Source organism: Rugamonas sp. GW822-FHT03B10 (genome assembly GCF_058801745.1).
In genome coordinates this window covers 1-19,262 of record NZ_JBXANP010000009.1, presented here as the reverse complement: position 1 = coordinate 19,262, position 19,262 = coordinate 1, and the positions used below count along the sequence as shown (strand labels likewise).

General features: G+C 60.5%; 12 protein-coding genes and 1 pseudogene. 8 read left to right on the top strand and 5 right to left on the bottom strand.

Going from position 1 to position 19,262, the window contains the following annotated elements:
* Positions 1 to 196: 196 nt before the first annotated feature.
* Positions 197 to 853, top strand: a complete 657-nt coding sequence (locus tag AC1RQG_RS15880) for a tRNA-uridine aminocarboxypropyltransferase (protein ID WP_493132987.1) — start codon at positions 197 to 199, stop codon at positions 851 to 853.
* A 29-nt stretch (positions 854 to 882) separates the two neighbouring features.
* On the opposite strand, the gene AC1RQG_RS15875 is transcribed toward AC1RQG_RS15880, so the two are convergent.
* The 3 genes from AC1RQG_RS15875 to AC1RQG_RS15865 are packed head-to-tail and all read right to left on the bottom strand — an operon-like array spanning position 883 to position 6,319.
* A complete protein-coding gene (locus tag AC1RQG_RS15875; RefSeq protein ID WP_493132986.1) occupies positions 883 to 3,894 on the bottom strand; it encodes an Hsp70 family protein in 3,012 nt (1,003 codons plus the stop codon).
* Positions 3,895 to 3,896: 2 nt separating this feature from the next.
* Positions 3,897 to 5,750, bottom strand: a complete 1,854-nt coding sequence (locus AC1RQG_RS15870) for an Hsp70 family protein (RefSeq protein WP_493132985.1) — start codon at positions 5,748 to 5,750, stop codon at positions 3,897 to 3,899.
* A complete protein-coding gene (locus AC1RQG_RS15865; RefSeq protein WP_493132984.1) occupies positions 5,747 to 6,319 on the bottom strand; it encodes a DUF2760 domain-containing protein in 573 nt (190 codons plus the stop codon). The genes AC1RQG_RS15870 and AC1RQG_RS15865 overlap by 4 nt, the downstream gene beginning before the upstream one ends.
* A 259-nt stretch (positions 6,320 to 6,578) precedes the next feature.
* Here AC1RQG_RS15865 and AC1RQG_RS15860 point away from each other — a divergent pair.
* The 7 genes and pseudogenes from AC1RQG_RS15860 to AC1RQG_RS15830 all read left to right on the top strand — a co-directional run.
* Positions 6,579 to 6,851, top strand: a pseudogene (locus tag AC1RQG_RS15860) (PA0069 family radical SAM protein); the annotation flags it as partial.
* Positions 6,852 to 7,037: 186 nt separating this feature from the next.
* A complete protein-coding gene (locus AC1RQG_RS15855; protein ID WP_493132983.1) occupies positions 7,038 to 8,312 on the top strand; it encodes a tyrosine-type recombinase/integrase in 1,275 nt (424 codons plus the stop codon).
* The gene (locus AC1RQG_RS15850; protein WP_493132982.1) at positions 8,309 to 10,237 is read left to right on the top strand and encodes a hypothetical protein; all 1,929 of its coding nucleotides are present in this window, start codon (positions 8,309 to 8,311) and stop codon (positions 10,235 to 10,237) included. The genes AC1RQG_RS15855 and AC1RQG_RS15850 overlap by 4 nt, the downstream gene beginning before the upstream one ends.
* Before the next feature lie 4 nt (positions 10,238 to 10,241).
* Positions 10,242 to 12,437, top strand: coding sequence for an integrase (locus AC1RQG_RS15845; RefSeq protein WP_493132981.1), 2,196 nt, complete (start codon positions 10,242 to 10,244; stop codon positions 12,435 to 12,437).
* Positions 12,430 to 12,906, top strand: coding sequence for a hypothetical protein (locus tag AC1RQG_RS15840; RefSeq protein WP_493132980.1), 477 nt, complete (start codon positions 12,430 to 12,432; stop codon positions 12,904 to 12,906). Before AC1RQG_RS15845 ends, AC1RQG_RS15840 begins: the two co-directional genes overlap by 8 nt.
* A gap of 436 nt (positions 12,907 to 13,342) precedes the next feature.
* On the top strand, positions 13,343 to 15,508 hold the full coding sequence (locus tag AC1RQG_RS15835) for an AAA family ATPase (RefSeq protein ID WP_493132979.1): 2,166 nt from the start codon (positions 13,343 to 13,345) through the stop codon (positions 15,506 to 15,508).
* 9 nt (positions 15,509 to 15,517) lie between these two features.
* On the top strand, positions 15,518 to 17,152 hold the full coding sequence (locus tag AC1RQG_RS15830) for a vWA domain-containing protein (RefSeq protein ID WP_493132978.1): 1,635 nt from the start codon (positions 15,518 to 15,520) through the stop codon (positions 17,150 to 17,152).
* A 457-nt stretch (positions 17,153 to 17,609) separates the two neighbouring features.
* Here the strand turns inward: AC1RQG_RS15830 and AC1RQG_RS15825 are convergent, their stop codons facing one another.
* The gene (locus tag AC1RQG_RS15825; RefSeq protein WP_493132977.1) at positions 17,610 to 18,248 is read right to left on the bottom strand and encodes a hypothetical protein; all 639 of its coding nucleotides are present in this window, start codon (positions 18,246 to 18,248) and stop codon (positions 17,610 to 17,612) included.
* Between the two features lie 268 nt (positions 18,249 to 18,516).
* Entirely contained in the window at positions 18,517 to 19,104 is a 588-nt protein-coding gene (locus AC1RQG_RS15820; RefSeq protein ID WP_493132976.1) for a hypothetical protein, read from the bottom strand.
* Positions 19,105 to 19,262 lie beyond the last annotated feature (158 nt).

Below are 19,262 nucleotides of genomic sequence, written 5' to 3'. Positions count from 1 at the left end.
GCAGACTGTGCCCGTTTGGCCCACCCAGTATAAGCAGAGGCTTACATGATTTCTATTGCATGATTAATATTTTGAGAACTATTTTTAACACTGTTTTCGTGTTGGTTATTTTGTTGTTTCAATAATTCTTTTAAGCGGCACACTTTCCTTGCCGCATGGCCAATGCGAGGGTGGCGCTTCGGTACAATGTCGCGCTATGACATACCCTCTGAATCCCGATGCGGCGGGTGGACACCGCCGCGCCATGTGCGCCACCTGCCTGCGCGCGCAATCGGCCTGCATCTGCCGCTGGGTGACGCCACTCGACAACGCTGTTGATGTCCTTATTTTGCAACACCCGATGGAAGTGGCGAACGCCAAGGGCAGCGCGCGGCTGCTGCATCTGAGCCTGGCGCGCAGCCGGATGGAAGTGGGGGAGGCGTTCGCGCCGGCCGCGCTGGCGTCGTGGCTGACGGCCGATGGGCGCCGGCCCGTGCTGCTGTATCCCGAGACGGTGGAGGCGGGCGGGCCGGTCATGGTGCCGTCCGCACCGTTCGACCCCGCGTGGTGTGCCGAGCCGGAACGCCTGCGGCTCGTGGTGCTGGACGGGACATGGCGCAAGAGCCGCAAGATGCTGTACCTGAACCCCGCCCTGCAAGGCTTGCCGCGCCTGCCGCTGCGCGACACGCCACCCTCGCACTACCTGATCCGCAAAGCCCATTTGCCCGACCAGCTTTCGACGCTGGAGGCGACCTGCTACGCGCTGCAGCAGCTCGAAGGCCGGCCCGCCGCGTTCGCGCCGCTGATCGCGGCCTTCGATGGCTTCGTCGGACAGCAGCAAGGGTATGTGACGGGAGCGCGGGGGCCGGTTTGATGGGCGCCGGTCATGTGCCGGCGGCGGGATCATGCGATCAGCTTCAAGCCCGGCGGCAGCGCGTCGCCGAGCAGGCGTTTCTCGTCGGCCTGGTCCAGCTGCACCACCTCGCGCACCATGGCGCTCCAGTTGGCGGGCGCGCCCACGGCCGACAAGCGCCGCAGGATCTCGGCCCGCAACGCCTCGTCCACGTCGCGCGAACGGTCGCCCGTCATGCGCGCCAGATGGGCCGCCGCATAGCCGGCCGGTTCCACCTTCTTCCAGTCCAGCGCCAGGATGACGGCCAGCCATTGCGCCACGGTGGCCGTGGCCACCACGTCGTGCGCGCTGCCGTGGAAAGGCTGGCGCGCGCCCACGCGGCTCAGGCCCCACAGGTAGCGGGCCTGCGCCGCTTCCGCCTTGGCCGTGGCATCGGCCTTCGCGCTGCTGGAGCGCGCGGCCGCGCCGCCTTTGGCCGCCGCCGTGCGTTGCAGCGCCGTCGTGGCCTGTTCCAGTTGCATCAGCATCCAGGCGCCGATCTCCGCCTTGTAGTTGCCGGGGATGCGTTCCAACGAGGCGCCCAGGCGCAGCATGTCGTCGTCGCTGCCATCGACCAGCGTGTGTGGCCGGCGGCCCCGTTCCTGCGCGTCGGCCTGCACGTTGAAGGCGAAATCGTCGAGGATGCGCAACTGCGCCGTCGCATCGAGTCCACCCGAGACGCGGCGCCACATGGTCCACCATTCCGCGCACACCTGGCTGTCCTTGTGATGCTGGGCGCCCGTCTCGAACAGGGCCCACAACTGCTCGATGCGCCATTCGTCCAGCGTGTAGCCGAAGCCAGGACGCAGGCAGTAGCCGCACAGGTTGAACCACACGCGCTCATGGTCGGCCGAACGGCGCCGGCCCTTGGCGCGCGCCAGCAGCGCGTCGAACAACTGGCGCAGCAGCGGCGTGGCCCACTTTTCGCGGCTGCCCAGCGCGTTTTCGAGCTGGGTGCGCAACTGGCGCACCTCCTTCAATTCGACCTGCTGCGCGCGGGCGCCGAAGATGCGGTCGATCTTTTCGATGGCCACGGCCAGACCCGGATGGGAGGCCGCCGGTTGCGCGTCCGGCGCCGCGCTGGCGTCCGCGTTCGGCGCGCTCGCTTCGCGCAGCTGGAATTCCAGCAGCCAGCGTTGTTGCGGCTGGCCTTCCGGCTGGGCATGCGGCTGATCATGCGGCGCACCTTTCGGCTGGGTGCCGCCCGCGTCCGCGACGGCCACGCAGTGCACTTCCAGCGTGCCCACTTCGCTCAGCGAGGTGGCCAGTTGCACGGGAATTTCCTTGCGCGCCGCGCTGCCGCTGTCGCGCAGCACGGTGGCCATGGCGGGCAGGCGCACGTAGTCGCCCTGGTTCAAATCCACCATCTCGCCGGCCAGCGGCGCCGCGCCCGATTGCGCGGTGGAGGATGCGAGGTGGAAGCGCACTGGCCGCCCCAATCGCAAAGCGAAGCTGCGCTCCGACAGCAGCACTTCGCTGCCCTCGGCCGTACCGCGCGGCAGGATGCAGATGGCGCGGCAGGGTTTGTCCGCGCGCTGTTCCTCGTCCAGCACCAGGAAGTAGCTGCGCGCCGAACCGCCCGTGATGGCGGGCGCCGCGCCGCGTCGGGCCAGCGCGTAGGCCACGCCGCCACGGGCCACGGCCACGTCTGGATTGTCGTTGTGGAGCACGCGCAGCGGTTGGCCGCGCCATTGCGCCAGCGTAGCCTGCAGACGGCGCGCCAGCGCGTCGGCGCGGAACACGCCGCCGTTGAGCAGCAAGGTATCTGGAATCGGGACCGGCGCATCGTCGGCCAGGCCCAGCGCGGCACGCGTGGCGCCCGCGTGCTGTTGCAGGAAGCTGGCCAGGTGGCGCGTGATGGCCGGGTCGCTCGCATAAGGTAGGCCGAATTCGACGATGGCGCCCCGGCCGCGCCGCGCGCCTTCGTCCACCGCGCCCATGGGGAAGAAGCCATCGACCACCAGCCGTTCCACTTCCTCGCGCGTGAATTCCACCGAGCGGGTGCCGCCGATCAGGCGCGAACCGGCGCCCAGCAGCGTGACCGTGACGCGCTCGGGCGCATCGGCGGCCAGCAGTTGTTCCTTGGCAGCGCGGCAGCGTTCCGTCAGCTGCGCCAGGCGGCCGGCGGACAGGCGGGTGGGGTTGTCAGCGTTGCCAACCTCGCCGGTGTTGCCCGCATTGCCAGCCGCGCCAGCGGCCATGCGCCTCTCGGCCAGGTGGGCCAGCGCCAAGTCCATATTGTCGCCGCCGAGGATCAGGTGGTTGCCCACGCCAATACGGCTCAATTGCGGCACGCCGTCCACCAGCTCCACCTTGATCAGGCTGAAGTCGGTGGTGCCGCCGCCCACGTCGCACACCAGCACCAGCCGGGTGTCGGCCAGTTCCTCGCCCAGCGTGGCGCGATGGCGGAACAGCCAGTCGTAGAAGGCCGCCTGCGGTTCCTCCAGCAGGCGCAGGCCGGGCAGGCCGGCCATGCGCGCCGCTTCCAGCGTCAGCGCGCGCGCGCCTTCATCGAACGAGGCGGGGATGGTCAGCACCAGCTGCTGCTGTTCCAGCGGCTGTTGCGGGAAGCGCGTGTTCCATGCGGCCCGCAAATGGGCCAGATAGCTGGCGCTGGCCGCCACCGGTGAGACGCGCGGCACGCCTTCCTCGGCGCCCCACGGCAAGATGGGCGCCATGCGGTCCACGCCGGGATGGGACAGCCAGCTCTTGGCGCTGGCCACCAGCCGCCCAGGCACCTGCGCGCCCAGCACGCGGGCCAGCCGGCCCGTGACCACCTGCGCCAGGCCAGCCACGTCGTCCTGCCGCCACGGCAGTTGCAGTTCGCCGTCGGCCAGCTCGCCCTTGGCCGGATGGTAGCGCAGCGACGGCAGCAGCGCGGCCGGCGCCACCTCGCCCGGCGCCACCAGCTGTTCGATGTCGAACAGCTGGATCTGCGCCGTCTCCGGCGCGGCGCCCAGCGCCGAATAAGCCAGCACCGTGTTGGTGGTGCCCAGGTCGATGCTGACGAGGTAGTGGGCCATTGTCAGACTGTGGCTCCTGCGCGTACGTCGAACTCCACCTTCCAGCGCTGGCCGTCGTTGGCCACGGCCAGCAGTTCCAGCGTGCCCGATTCCGTGGCCAGCGCGTGCAGCTTGACCTGCACCACGTCGCCCGCCTGGCGGCCTTCCGGCGACAGCGTGGCCGCGATCTCGTTCAGTTCTTGCAGCTCGTCGGGCAGCCAGCTGTCGAGCAGATCGCCGATCTGGTCCTGGCGCCGCACGGACGAACCGAAGAAGCGGAACTGCACCGGCTCGCCCACCACCAGCCCGAATTCCTGCGCCGGCAGTTCCATCTCCGCGCCTTCCTCCATGCCGAACGGCGCCACGCACAGGGCCTGGATCGGCGGTTCCATGCCGGGAATGGCCGGCATGGCCGACTCGATCGCCACGTAGTAGGAACGGGCCGTGCCGCCGCGAATGCGCACGCCGCTGCCGCGCCGCACGTAGCTGTAGTAGGCGGCGCCGCGCGCCACAGCCAGGTCGAGGTCCGCGCCGCCCAGCATGCGGGCCGGCTCCGCGCCTTCCATGTACAGCCAGTCGTTGAGGGTGGCCATCACGCGCTGGGCCAGCAGCTCGGACTTGAACACGCCGCCGTTGAACAGCACGGCCGTCGGATGCAGGAAGGTGGCGTCCGCGTTCTGGCGGCCGGCATAGCCTTCCAGCTCCGCCGTCGCGCCCAACTGGCGCGCCAGGAAGGCGGCCAGATGGCGCGTGATGCCGGCGTCCTGCGCATACGGCAGGCCAAGCTGGGTCAGGCCGGCGCGGGTGCGCACGGCCGGCCGGGCCGACGCTTCCACGGCGGGGAAGAAGCCGTCGAGGATGAAGGTGCTCACTTCCTCGCGCGTCAGTTCGGTGCGGATCGAACCGCCGATCAACTTGGAACCACGGCTCGGGACGACGATCGGCCAGGTGGCCGCGTCGGCGTCGGCCAGCAGGGCTTCCTTGGCGGCGCGGCAGCCGTAGGTGAGCGCGCGCATCTGCCAGGCGTCGAGCGTGGTGCCGTTGGCGGACAGCTTGCGCGCCACCAGGTGGGCCAGCGCCAGGTCCATGTTGTCGCCGCCCAGCAGGATGTGGTCGCCCACGGCCACGCGGTGCGGTTCCAGCACGCCGTCCCGTTCCAGCACGGCGATCAGCGAGAAGTCGCTGGTGCCGCCGCCCACGTCCACCACCAGGATCACGTCGCCCGGCTTGACCTCCTTGCGCCAGCGGCCGGCGCTGCCCTGGATCCAGCTGTACAGCGCGGCCTGCGGTTCCTCCAGCAGCGTGAGCGCGTCGTAGCCGGCGGCGCGGGCCGCGTCGGCCGTCAGTTCGCGCGCGCCCGGATCGAACGAGGCGGGGATGGTGACGGTGACGGCTTGCTGCGCGAACGGCGCGTCCGGGTGGGCCGCGTCCCACGCCGCCCGCAGGTGCGCGAGGTAGCGGGTGGAGGCGTCCAGCGGCGATACGCGCGTCACTTCCTCGGGCGCGTCGTTGGGCAGGATGGGGCCACGGCGGTCCACGCCGGGGTGGCACAGCCAGCTCTTGGCGCTCGACACCAGACGGATCGGCGTGGTGGCGCCACGGCTGCGCGCCATCTCCCCGACGACGGCGGTCTGTTCGGCGGCGCTTTGGGCCCAGGGCAGGCTCAGGTCGCCGGGCGCCAGTTCATCCGCGTGCGGCAGGTACAGGAACGAGGGCAGCAGCGGCAGTTCCTCGACCGTGCCGGGCGCCGTCAGCTGGGGCACGGCCAGCACGCCGTGGCTGGTCTGCTCGCCGTCGCTGGCGGCCAGGTCCACGTAGGACAGGGCGCTGTGGGTGGTGCCCAGGTCGATGCCGATGGCATAGCGCGGATCGCTCATAATTCCACCTCCGCCGGGGCCAGCACACTGGCGTCGTGCGCTTCGGCCAGTTTCGGCAGCAGCACGTTGGTGGCGCGCCAGCCGCGATGGCTCAGCGTGCCGCGGAACGGCGCCTTGCCGACCACGTTGCCGGTCAGGCGCACGGCGCCCGCGTCGAAGCCTTCCTCCAGCACCACGCGGCTGCCTTCGGCCTCGGCGCGCACGGGTTCGATATGGAAGTGCTCGCGCAGCACCTTGCCGCAGCCTTCATGCACCACGCGGGCGGCGGCGCCGATGTCGGCGTCGGCATAGGCGCTCAGGTTTTCCTGGGTGAAGTCGATCAGGCGCGCTTCGCGTTGCAGCAGGCTCAGCAACTGCAAGGCGGCGTCGGGCGTGGCCATGCGCAGCGGCGCGGGGGCGGGCGCCGGTGCAGGGGCGGCGACGGGTGCCGGCGGATAGCTGGCGGCGTCGTTCATGCGCTGCAGGCGGCTGGCGTAGCCGGCGTCCGACAAGGTGTTGACGAAGGCGCTGAAGGCCAGCGGCAGCCGGCTCCAGAACGACAAGGGTTGGGCAGGTGTGGGTTGGGTCATGGGGTGCTCGCGTCAGTAAGTCAGGGCGCCGCCATGCTCCGGGCGGCATCCTGATCAGTTGTAGGGTGGGGCAGGGGCGCTACAGGCCCGCCGGCGCGGCAATCGGCGCGCGCGGCGTGGGGATGACATCTCCCCAAGTTTGTTCGCATGATACCAGTTTGCGGGCCGTAACTGGAGGGGCGGGGATCAAATCTGCCTTGCTATTGCCGCCGCATCTACCTAGAATGCTGTTTAAATATACAGTAGTTATGGGTGTCTCATGTCCGATGCGGAAGAACAGTTCGAGCAAACCATGCTGCCGCCCCGGCCACTGCAGGCCACCAAGGGGCGCGGCGCCGTCAGCAATTTGCAGGGGCGTTTCGAGCGCGACGCGCGCGCGCCGTTCGACGACGGCTGGGAGCAAGAGGAAGAGGAACAGCGCGGCTGGAAGACGCAGGTGACGCATGAACAGGCCCGCAGCATCCTGAGCCGCAACGCCTCGCCCGATATCCCGTTCAACGTGTCGCTCAATCCCTACCGTGGTTGCGAGCATGAAATGTAAACCGAAGTCTAAGATCTACTTTCATTGAGAGTCAGGAGTAAATTTTCTTTTCGAAGTCAATAACATTGAACCACTAGATTTGTGCAGATATTTTCCTTTTTTCCCTTGATCTATAGGTAATTTGTTCTACTCTGATAAATTATTTGTTCATGAAAATTTCGATCAAGTGACAAGGTGGTGAACGTGTTTCTTCGAGCGGAGATCGTCCTTTTTATCAATAACACCGGCAATCCAGAGTTGAAGCAAGGTGCGCCGGCATTGTTTCTGGAAACAAGGGATAAACTGGACTTGTTCGAGGGACCCACGCGATTCCTGGGCGAGCGCTATGTGCAGTCAGGTTCTACACCGAGTCCACACACTTGGGCAAAAGCCGCGTATGGTCTCAAGAGTTGGTTCCAATTTTTGCAGGCTATTGATCGTGACTGGCTGAACGCGAGCGAACAAGACCGGGTCGATTTCAGGGATGCGTATCTGGGGTCGATCAGTCAGAGAACCGGGAAGGCCTATGGTGCGGCTGGCGTACACGATGCCATGGTCGTGGTACGTGCTTTTTATCAGCACTGCTTGGACCGAGGTACGTATCACGGTGATATCGGGGCAAGTTTGACGTTATCGGATCACAAGGTGCCGGTTGATCGGGACGCCATGGCGCATACCCGGTCCGCTGGCGTCATGAAGAGCAGGGATCGGGCCCTTCCAAAAGCGCGGCCTGGCGTCAAAATTCATCCACTGATGTCGCGCGATTTGAAAAACCTGCTCTGTCACGTCGGCCCGCAGGCCGACGCCCGCGATGGCGATCAACGCATGGCGCGCGATCGTCTGATTTGCGATCTAGGATGGGCCGTCGGCCTTCGGCTGGGCGAAATCAACAACCTGACCACGCTGCAGTTTATGACTCTGAGTCCTGACCGTTGCGCACCCTTCGTCGGCATGGAGCTCACCATCCTCCATGGTAAGGGGAACAAGACGCGTCAGGTAATGATCCCGGCCTGGCTAGTTATGGATGTTCATGCGTATATGGATGGTGAGCGGGCGGCTTCGCTGCGGGCATCCAAGACCAAGAGCGGACACCCGCCGACGCGTCTTCTACTAGGGCATGAGCATACCTCCAGCGCTGGAAGGCCTATTACGAACGCGGCGCTGCAAAAAATGTTCAGGGAGGCTTGCTTGTCGTTGGGATTGGTGGAGATCGTCGAGAAAACCGATCCGGACACAGGAAGGAAATTCACATACAAGACGCCACGGCACTCGATACATGATTTGCGCCATACATATGCCGTACTGACCTATCACGTCGAGCGAGCCAACGGCAACGCCGAGCCATGGAAGAAGATACAGGCCCAACTCGGCCATCGAAATCTCCAAACGACAATCGACACTTATCTGTCGCATGTAGAAATATTCACTGACCAGCCAGGCTTGCTCGACGTAAGAGAGATGCTCGGACTATGACAATCGAACCGAAGTCCCCGCAAGAGTTTGAGCCGCGCAAAGGCAAGAAGCTATCTTCGGCTGCCAGTAATGTTGCGCAGGCAAAGGCGAAAGTGCAGCAGGCGGAAAAAATCGGGACCATCACCCAGACCCGCATTGCGCACGGTGTTGATCCGAAGACCGGCGCACCGACGCTGACTGCCATATTCCCTCGGAATGGCGGGCGCGCACCGCACCAGTTGGACATAAGTTTTCTGCTGGGCTTCCCCAACCTCCAGCCAATGTTTGCGGAAGCATTTCTTTGCTGGGGGGACGTGCTCTCGCCGCGATCACGCATTGGAGGTAGATTTAATCTGCGAAGCTATTTCTTCCCATATCTGAAGTCGGAATGGACGCATATGCTGCATCCTGACGAAATCGACGACGAGGTCCTGAGCGGGTTCAGAGACAGCTTGTTGACCAGCTCTGGCCTGCGCTCCAAGGCGCTCCATCCCAATACCGTGACTGACGCGCTAGGTGCATTGCGCGCGGTTCTTGATAAACTTGACACTGGACCGTGGGCGCGCGCTGCCCGTCGCATCGCCGAGCGGGTTCCGCCCGGACCTGTCGGAGCCGTCAGAAAAGGAACGCCAACGGAAGTGCTGGGTGTCGAGCAACTGCTGGCGATTCTCGAGGCTGCGGAGAAGGCAGTACTGTCCGTCATTCAGCGCTTTGAAAAGGCAAAGGTGTTTCTGGCAGAGGGACGCAAGAAGCTGCGAGACCCGGCAAGGGGCACGAATGATACTCGGGCCGACTACCATGATTTTGCGGTCTGTCTCGCCGCCGTGGACGAAGCCTGTACTGGCGTGATTCCCGAACTGAAGGTGTTACAGGCTAAGTACCCGGCGCTGGGGTGGGCTGTGCAGTGTACGCACGGTCAGAGAGAAATCAATTCCTACTTCTACGCATCGGGCCTCGATCTCGTACCATTCGCGGTGCTCCTGGCTATCGCCACCGTCTTTAATCCAGATACGGTATTGAGCCTGAATTGGGCGCACATTGACTTTAACAAGGACCGGGCCGGAACAGATGCGATTGAGATCGTTGGATTGAAGGGGCGGGCCGTTCGTGATCTGGTACGGTTACTTGATCCGGATTCGGCGGTGTCCTCTGAACTTAGTTTGAAACAGGTGCTTTTCTGCTTGCGGGATATTACATCACGCATTAGACCGCATCTCGCACCAGAGCACGCGGATCGTCTGTTCGTGTACGTTCAGCAAGTTGGAGCAAAGCGGCCCAAGGGTTTTGGTTTGGACGGAGAAAAGATTTGTTCAACAACGAGCGATGTTGTTTGGACGTATTCGCTCAAGAAATTCATCAGAGACAATAAGCTCCCTCCATTTACGCTGGGCCAGTTGCGTCCGACCATTCTCAATCTGGTCCAGTTCATGAACGGCAGCCTTGAAGCAGCGCGCAAGGTCGGTAACCATGGCAGTCCGGCGACTACTTGGACCCATTACACAAGCGGCGGCGTTAAGGCTCGCTACAGGGAGCGGATTGGACAGGTCATCGTGCTACGGGAGCGTTGGCTGCAAACGGAAGGGAGAATTGACCCGAGGCGTCTGGTGCCTGGACAGGACAAGGGAGCCGCGACCCCGGGTTTCTCGTGTCTTGATCCATTCGACTCGCCGCGGCCAAACCAGCAGAAAGGTAGGCTGTGCAAGGACTACGGCGGTTGTCCTTCCTGTGCACTGGCGGTCGCGCATCCGGGCGATCCGCAGTGCGTCGGGTTCTATACTGCGCTCGAGGCTGCAATCTATCGGAGCCAAGGTGCGATGAGTGCGCGGACATGGATCGAACGTTGGACTCCGGTCCTGGCCGACTTGGCAGCGCTGCGGGCGTGGATTCCTCCGGGCGTGTTGAAGGAGTCGCAAGAGATTTCCGCCTGGCTTCCTAATGTGGGTTAGAAATATGGACACAATCCAGCAAGGCAATGATACCGAGCAGCCGGAACGGAAAAAGATTTATGAAATGAATGGCGAAGAGCTCGGCGAATATCAAGTCAGCGGTTATAGCCAGTTCAAGGATAGAGTCTGGTTTTTTTCTAATCCGACACCGGGTTATCACAAGTCAAGTTCCACTCTTAACTGGGGATTGGTCCTGTTTGACGGCAGCCGACTTACCGACGCTCAGCACTCTTCGCGTTTGCGCTGGGCACAAATACTGACTCTCGTTCGTCTGGTGGTGCCATTTGACGGATGCAAGCCGGCGCCTGGATCTATGGGTGGAGTCGGCAATGAACTCAAATGGCTGCTTTCCTGGATGAGTGACTCTGGATACCAACATGTGAATGAACTGACGCCCGCCGTGATCCGTGACTACGTTGACCAGCTCGGGGAGTATATATCGACCCGTTCCAGTGACGGGGAGATTAGCGTGGGCACGGCGAGAAGGGCGCTGACTCCGCTGATGCATCTTTGGAATCAGCGGAATGCGATGGCGAGGATGGGACTGGATTCGCTGCCAAGTCATCCTTTTGAAGGAAAAAGCGCGCAATCCGTTGCCAAGGGGGTGGCGACTAAGGCCATGGGATGGATAAAGCCTTTGCCAGACGAGGTAGCGATTCCTTTGCTGAACAAGGCCACGTGGTTTCTCGGTACACCAGCTGACGATGTACTTAGGTTGCTTGACGTAGTGCGCGACCCACTCGCCGGTACTACGCTTAAGATGAAAAGATCTCGTGGCAGCGGTGTGGCTGTTTTTAGAGCCGGCACAAAGGCCGACGCAAGGATGAGCCGCGCCAATAAATTTCTTGATGAATTTCAGTTTAGCGCTCCACCCGGGGATAGTGAGCCGTGGCATGAACCGCTCGATTCGGCATATAAGCGGTCATCGGACCGTCAAAATGCAAGAATGGGTCGCGTCAGGGAATTGTGGGAAGCAGTGCGAGACTCTGCTGCAATCATCGTGCAGGCGACCACTGGAATGCGCGTGTCGGAACTGCTGGGGATATTGGCTGGAACCGAGGAAGCCACCGGCCTTCCACGCGGCGTACGCCTGGAGCTTAGCACCACTGGCCTATATGAGTGGTTTGTTATCAGATCCCAGATTTCAAAGACCGAAGAGGGCTTGCCGCGTGAGGTAGACTGGGTGTTGGGTATGCGTCCTGCGGGAAGTAGCGAAACGCCGCTAGCAGTGCGAGCGCTACAAATTCTCGGCAGTTTGCACAAACCATGGAGTGCATGTGCGCAAACCGACCGGTTAATTCTTGCCAGCCGGTGTGGCATGACGTTAGGTGTTGCTTCGACGCGGCTTGGCCCGATGGCATCTTCAGCGATTAATGGTTCGATGAAACGCTTCATCAGCCGCTGGGTCGACCTGTCTGACCTACCCAACGAGAGCGCGCGGAAGACCGAGGACAACGATCTCGTACGCTGGCGCGAAAGCAAGGGAACGGTCTTCACCAATCACATGCTGCGCAAGGCTTGGGCCCAATTCGCGCTGGCCTGCGATTCCCGCCTTTTGCCCGCGATTCAGATGCAGTTCCATCATATGAGCTTGGCGATGACGGAAGGCGGCTACATCGGTCGTAACCCGCTGCTTTTGAGCGAACTTGATTCCATGTCCACCCAAAAGACCAATCTTGCTGTGTTCGACATTGTCGTTGGAAAAGGCAAACTGGCAGGAAGGATGGGCGATCAGCTACAGCAGGCGCTGGCGAAGCTGCGTGCCGACGTTGGCGAGCTGCCGACATCGGAGAAGTGGCGGCAAGCCGTCGAGTGGACCGAGCGCAACGATCTTAAGATGTTCTTCACGGCATATGCAATCTGCTGCCCGACTCGGGTCAGTAAGATGCGCTGCCATGATGCATCGAACACTCCGGTCTGGCTGCGCAGGGCGCCCAATACAGCGACGCGCGAGCCGAGTGTATGCTCCGGTTGCGCCTGTGCGATCATGGACAGGAGCCACGAACAGTTCTGGTCTGATCGCTACGTGGGGTGCGAGGTGTCCGTGCGTGAGGCCAGTGCGGCTGGCGCGCACTCCGGCCCGTTCCGGGAAATCCGCTTCCGTGCGGACCAGGCCCGTGGCATCCTGAAGCAGTTCGGCGCTGACATGGATGCGCTGGACGCTCGCGTGGCGTCAATCATGGTGAACGGACATGCCTAGACTTAAGAAAGAAGCCCCACCGCAGGATCCTATCGAGCAGGATTTTCTGGACGCCATTGACCGGTTGCGAGATGGTAAGCCAAAAAACAAACAGCTGAAGGTCCGCAGGGCTAAGGGAACACTGAAAGTCAACGTCGCCAATGTTGCGCTGGAAGCGGGCCATTCGCGTACTCTGATCGCCATGGAAATGGGATGCCGCTATCCGCGTGTACGCGAATTGATCAAACAGGCTAAGAGTGGCCACAACGGACTGCCAACGACCTTGACCGAAGTCATCGCGCGGCTGCGCGCCGACAACGCCGAATTGAGAGCTCAGATAAACACTCATAAGGCGGCCGCATTGGCACATTTCAATGCGCGAGATAAGGCCGAGAAAGAGGCTGCGCGCGAGCGCGCTGCCGCGTCGCGCCTGAGAAAGGAACTCGCGGAGTCGGGTAAGGTAGTGACGATCATTTCGAGGGAGGCGTGATGAGGCCTCTCTGCATTGTTCCCCAAATTAACCCGCCCTTTGGCAAGGCCTTCGTATCCATATTTCAAGATCAGCTCTCGACAGTGACGCTCTTTCGAGGATTGTGGATCGAGTTCGAACACATCAGTGACAGACTTGGCGATGACAATCGTTTCATCTTGCGCTCGGAGTTCAAGAAGCCGGACAAATTCGTGGATATCGATTCGTCCACCGAATTTTTTAGTGTAGAGACGGTAGTTGTTTAGTTCCGTGTGATCATATCCCTCGCCGTAGCTGGCCTTTGTTTCGCGCCAAGGCCATACTGGAGGAACTGATCGCAGACCATTTCCACCGGGCTGCGCAGCAATCAGGCTAAAACACCGCTAAGTGGATCTAGCTGGCGTGGTAGACCTATTTCCTTATAGAATGTTCCAAATCGGAAATTTAGGCGTGCACGATGAAACAAAGATTTCAACATTTGCTGAAGCAGCTCAATCATGGCCTGATAGAACGGGAGACTACCCTCAAGACCGCACTGCTGGCGGCCATTGCGGGCGAAAACGTGGTCCTGATCGGCCCACCGGGCACCGCTAAGAGCGAAGTGGCGCGCCGCCTGGCCAGGTGCTTCTCGCCGCCCGGGGAGCTGGACTATTTCGAATACCTGCTGACCAAGTTTTCCACCCCTGATGAGCTGTTCGGTCCCCTGTCGATCACGCAATTAAAGGCCGACCGCTTCCACCGCAATACGACAGGTTACCTGCCCAGCGTGAAGGTCGCTTTCCTAGATGAGATCTTCAAGGCCAGCTCATCGATCCTGAATGCCCTGCTGACCATCCTGAACGAACGCAAGTACCACAACGGCGCCCACATTGACACGGTCCCGATGCAGACCCTGATCGCCGCCTCCAATGAGCTGCCGTCCGAACAGGAAGACCTGAGCGCTTTGTACGACCGCTTCCTTGCCCGCGTATTCGTCGATGTGGTTAGTCCCGCCGGCCGCGCCCAACTGTTCGCGCCGGTGGCGGTGGCTAGCGCGCCCGAGCCGTTGAACAACACCGAGTTAACGGAGCTGACTAAACTGGCCAGAAAAGTTACTCTGGGTCAGCCGATTATCGATGCCGTGCTGGGGATCTGGGAACGTCATGAACAAACGTTCAAGGACGATCCCCGTGAGCGCCTATCGGACCGGCGCCTGAAAAAAGTTATCCTGTTGATCCAGGTTTCCGCCGCCAGTAATGGCCGCGACGAGGCCGACCTGTCGGACCTGTTGACGTTGAAGGATTACCTCTGGAACCATCCGGACAACATCGCGAAGGTGCGCGACCTAATCCTGACAACGTTGCAGAAATGCAGCCGCATGGTACCCGCCATCCCGGCAACCGATGCGGCCCCTGCAAAGGACGACGTCTCGTCGTCAGCGCGCGTCGACAGCTCGCCCGAACGCTCCAGTCCATCGGGCGCCAGCGTGGCAGGACTGGCTGGCAGTGGAACCGCGCAAGATCCGCTGCGGGTGGCCTCGGTCCATGACCTCATGACGCTGGAGTGTGTCGAGGTGGGGCAGCAAGGCTATCACTTCCTCCAGACCGCCGATATCGATTGCAGTGCCATCACGGTCTGGCCGGATATCCATTTCAAGGGTCATTTTGACGGCGGCGGCTACTGCATCCGCCATGGAGCCAAGAAGAACGTGACCGGTCTCACCGGCGCCTTCCCAGGCAGCTTCGTAACCGGGGTGGCGGTCGCAATGGCAAATTCTATCGCATCAGTTGCACCAATGAATTTGTTCTCCGCGCTCGCTGCGGATACCCAAGTTAGCGACGTCCGGCTGCAGGGATTCTACTTGGCGGGACAGGTCAACGGCAGCCAGATCACCAACTGCGAAAGCGACGGCCATTTAATCAGCAAGAATGCTGTCGACAGCACGATTTCCAACTGCTCGACGGATTTGAATATGATCGCCGAGACCGCGACGCGCTGCACGATTACCGATTCCCGCTCCGGTTACGCCCTCATCGGCGGAGAACTAAAGCACAGCGTCGTCGAGCGCTGCGCCGCGCGCGACATCTTGGTCTTCCGCAATGTGGTCGCCAGCTCCATCGCCGACTGCAGCGTTGAATTGAGAACCGATCGTCCCATTTCAGCTGATCGCGGCGGGATCGCCGCAACGCTCAGTGAAGGTAGCCTGGTGGCGCGTTGTATTGTCAGCGGTGCGCTGTACTCACGCAGTTCGGCATCGGTGTACTTCTCCGGCATGGTGTACAGGTGCGAAAACAGTACAGTGCAGCAGTGCGCGCTGGGCAAACTGGACGTCCCGAATAACGTCCAACTGCATCGCATCGCGAAATACACCGACCGGGAAACCCTGAAAAACAACATTTCCTTGCATAGCAATGCGGGCGACAGCGCAAGCGACGGCCCCTCCAGTAAGACTGTGGACGCTGGTAATTTCACCCAGCGCTATTTTGAACATCAGCTGAAGTGGAATTTCGATACCACCTGGGAGTGGGACGATACAGCGTCCCGGCCGCGCCTGCGACCGTTTCGGGCGGATACCATGGCTGCCGGCGGGCCCGGGACGGTTGACCTGCTGGCCAGCCAGGTGCAAAACAATATCTGGCTTTAAGGGGTGGCCATGTTATCTCTGCTCCGGCGCGCGGCACAGCTGGGCCCCGGCCTCGCGCTGCAGTTCGGTATCAAAAACATCAAGTATTTTATCGACAGTACCTTCCGGGCCAAGGTCACGCCGGTACCCGGCAGCGTGCTGTATTGCGACCTGTGGGTTGCGGTCGAACACTCGGGCATCTATGCCGACGACGGTCAGATCGTTAATATCGTTGTCGAGGGACTTGCCGAGAGCGCAGTGCGCGTAGATCGGGCCGATGACTTTACTTCCAAGAGCGTTTTGGGTCGGCAGATCTATGTCTCCTGCGATGCCGATGGTGCTGTCGGCGATGCGGCGGTGGCTGCGGCCGCCCAAGACGCCCTGGGCCAGCGCGGCTTTTACGGACTAGTCTATAAGAACTGCCATCATTTCTCCTCCCGCTGCGTTCAGCGGGCGCCTCGGTCCCGGCCGCTGGCCGGCGCCTTGGCTCGGCTCACCCAGTGGGATACCTGGGAGCCCTCCATCACGGCGCTCAAACACGCGGCCGCCGACAAGCTGGGGGCTACCAAGTGGCGTCTGTGGGACTGGCAGGCAGAGTACGAAGATGACGCCGCGCCCACGCCGGCACCAGACTGGGACTCCAGTGCGCGCAACTTCCAGCAGCTGCCGCTCAGCCCCGAGAACGTCGCCATGATCCAGGCCCAGCTCGATGCCACTGCGGCCTATGCCGACGAGATCGCCGATGAAGACATCCCGTCGACCGTTCGCCAACGCCTGGCCAGCTTCCAGCAGGCACTGGAAGCCATCACTGCCAAGTACGCCGAGGCGCGCGCCTTTATCGATGCCTGCGGCGGCTCGGCTTTTTCCTATGCAGATTTGACCGCGACACAGGAAGATTATTCAGCGCTAGCGCAGCTGCTGCAACAGCACGTCGGCATCCGTGCGCTGGTACGCCAGCTGGGACGAAACTATATTGACCCGGAAAAGAAGCGGCAAAGGACAATCACCGCGGCTGGGAGCAGCGAAGTACATGGAACCCGGCGCAGCGATGATCTGATGCGCATCCTGCCTAGCGAACTGGTCAACCTGGAGGACGACACTCTCGAACTGCTGTTCTATGCGCGCCTTTTGGAACACAACCTAATGTCCTATGCGCTCAAGGGAGCCAGCGCGGACGACAGCCCGGAGTCCAACCACCAGGCACAGCGCACGGGGCCGGTGGTCGCGTTGCTCGACACCTCGGGCAGCATGCAGGGCGTGCCGATGCTAAAGGCCAAGGCGCTGTTACTGACCTGCGCCACCATGCTTGCCAGCGAAGGGCGATCGCTGCATGTGCTGCTGTTTGGCGACGCCGGTCAGTTGCGCGAATATCGACTCGAAAGCGCTTTGGGCACTTCAGGCCTTCTGGCCTTTCTGGCCCAGGGCTTCGGCGGTGGCACCGATTTTACCGCCCCCTTGCGCCGGGCAGTTGACATCATTGATCACCACCCGCAGTTCCTCAAGGCCGATGTCCTCCTGATTTCAGACGGCGACTGTCAGATTGACGAGTCGTTCGAGACCTGCCTGAAAGAACACAAGGAGCGGCTGGGCTTTTCCATCTACTCAGTCTTGTGCAATGGCGCCCGCGCGACCGAACGCTACAGTGATGAAGTGATCGTGCTGTAGTAACATGAGTATTCGCGCAATCGCCGCCACCTAATCGCATAGAACGCCGCCACCCATTCGCCTAGACCGCCGCCATACGTTATCTTAGAACGCCGCCACATCAAAAGTCTAAGACGAAGAAACGTCTGCCCACTAATGCTGATGGGCGTTACGTCGTTTGCCCATCTAGCAACGCCGTCATGCCTTCTTTGAGCGCTCTGATCGCCCATCCTTCTTCATTGCTGGCGCATTCATGCGGCGCATGGTCTCGCCGGATAAAGCGATAGGATATCGGCCACGGCAACCCACCAACGATTCGCATGCTATACGATCCAATTGATGGCCCGGTTAGCAGCGTGTGCTACGCGGCTGCCGCGGAACGTGTGCGTTGACAGGCGGCTTCCGCCCCGAAGCTGACCTCCGAGAATCATCTTAATCGCCTAGGGTAAAAGTTCTACGCATCAAAATTACCAACGACTTATGCTGTCTCTTGTTTTCCTAGATAAGCTGAAAGACGATTATTATTTTGAATTAATTTTTGTGAAATTTCAAACTCCTCGAATTTCTGCGCAGGCTGAATCGTATATTTTGGCACTTTCATCCCCTTAATCCAAAATTCCATTTTCTGTGAGGTTGTCAGCGAAGAATTATCGATCAAGACATATGCAATTACGCCGCCAAGCATCATGCGATACATATTTCGTTCGAATTTTCTATCAAGCTTTGGTGCTCTATACGCAAAGACATCGCCATCAGTAGCGTGCAACTTGGGGCGGATAAGCAGCGCATCAAGAAACTTTGGTATCGGTGCATTGAAGAATAGAAAATTTTGAAGCGGATTCAAGAAAGGGCCAAGATTGATTTGACCCAAATCCTTCCTTGTGATTGCATATTTGTATAAAATTGCCGCGTAAAATTTTAGTAGCGACTCAGAACTTACCTCCATTAATTCGTAAGAACCAAAATCCTTCCCTGAAGCTTCGGATCTTAATCTTTGAAATGCTTTCAAGGCAATTTCTTCGTATTGGCCAAGCTTGCCGTCATGCTCCTCACAAAGGATACCAATGTCCCAAAGCCCTGATTGGCTAGATTTAAACTGACCATCGGAGTTGGTCACGGCATGAGCCTTTCCCACCTGGACTTCAGTGCACATAGATCGAGGAATAAGATGCGCTTTGATTGTTTCAGGTTTACCGCACACACGACAGGGCATATTTTTCTTCCTATAAATCAATGATGCAAACAAAAAAACAATAACACTAACGGATTACGGTTATGTATTGCGTAGCCGAAATCGGAATAAGTTATACCGAAACCACTCGTTCATCGATAAATCCTATGCTCATCGGCAGCTTCTGGCCGTATCCGGCAAGATCCATAGTTTGCTACTTCCCTAGAACCGGGCTAAAACGAATGTCTCGAATTGATTGTTCAAGAAAAGACAGGTCCAAAGCTGTGCGCGTCGACTTCTCTTGGGAGCTCAAAATCGAGTAACTAAAGCTTGCGATGCGAACATGGTCAGGTTCAACAACGCTTGCCACCGACCACCAATAGATCGTGATGGGGGTGCCACGATCAACTTCCCTCGAAACGTGTTTAGCTATCGCTGCCCCAGTTGGCAATGACTCTACATCCGAATCGCCAGTCTTTAAAAGTACTGCGGCGCTATCAGCCGTGGTCACGGGGTGCGGTGATTTAGCAGTGATAACATCCAGTCGTAGCGTGCCTGTATCATCTCCGGGAGCATAAAAGACTCCGCCCCCTTCTGGCTCGTACTCCTCAATCCAGGTGCCCGGCAATGCGAATACTACCAGTCCTCCGCGGTAATGTATCTGCTTTGGCTGTGACTGCAATTCCTGAGCCGCTACCGAGCTCTTAATACTTAATAATGTCGCGATGCCAGCAATAAGCTTGCGCATGAAGTGCCTTAAAATTTTGATGGTCCGGTTCTGGCCGGTTTCGGGCAACTGCAATTGGACGACCCTTGTTAGCGAATTCGAGTCCAGCCCGTTACCGGGTAATCTGTCGTAATATTGTGGACCATTTCAACAACGGGCTCTATGCCGTTTCCAGTGGAAATTGACATCGGGTACCATGTCGGGTAACGCCATTTCATAGGTTCCAGAATCCT

Bases quoted from the DNA above. Each gene is read 5' to 3' on its own strand.
- AC1RQG_RS15880 (WP_493132987.1), top strand. From the start codon at position 197: ATGACATACCCTCTGAATCCCGATGCGGCGGGTGGACACCGCCGCGCC.
- AC1RQG_RS15875 (WP_493132986.1), bottom strand. From the start codon at position 3,894: ATGGCCCACTACCTCGTCAGCATCGACCTGGGCACCACCAACACGGTG.
- AC1RQG_RS15850 (WP_493132982.1), top strand. From the start codon at position 8,309: ATGACAATCGAACCGAAGTCCCCGCAAGAGTTTGAGCCGCGCAAAGGC.
- AC1RQG_RS15870 (WP_493132985.1), bottom strand. From the start codon at position 5,750: ATGAGCGATCCGCGCTATGCCATCGGCATCGACCTGGGCACCACCCAC.
- AC1RQG_RS15840 (WP_493132980.1), top strand. From the start codon at position 12,430: ATGCCTAGACTTAAGAAAGAAGCCCCACCGCAGGATCCTATCGAGCAG.
- AC1RQG_RS15835 (WP_493132979.1), top strand. From the start codon at position 13,343: ATGAAACAAAGATTTCAACATTTGCTGAAGCAGCTCAATCATGGCCTG.
- AC1RQG_RS15830 (WP_493132978.1), top strand. From the start codon at position 15,518: ATGTTATCTCTGCTCCGGCGCGCGGCACAGCTGGGCCCCGGCCTCGCG.
- AC1RQG_RS15845 (WP_493132981.1), top strand. From the start codon at position 10,242: ATGGACACAATCCAGCAAGGCAATGATACCGAGCAGCCGGAACGGAAA.
- AC1RQG_RS15865 (WP_493132984.1), bottom strand. From the start codon at position 6,319: ATGACCCAACCCACACCTGCCCAACCCTTGTCGTTCTGGAGCCGGCTG.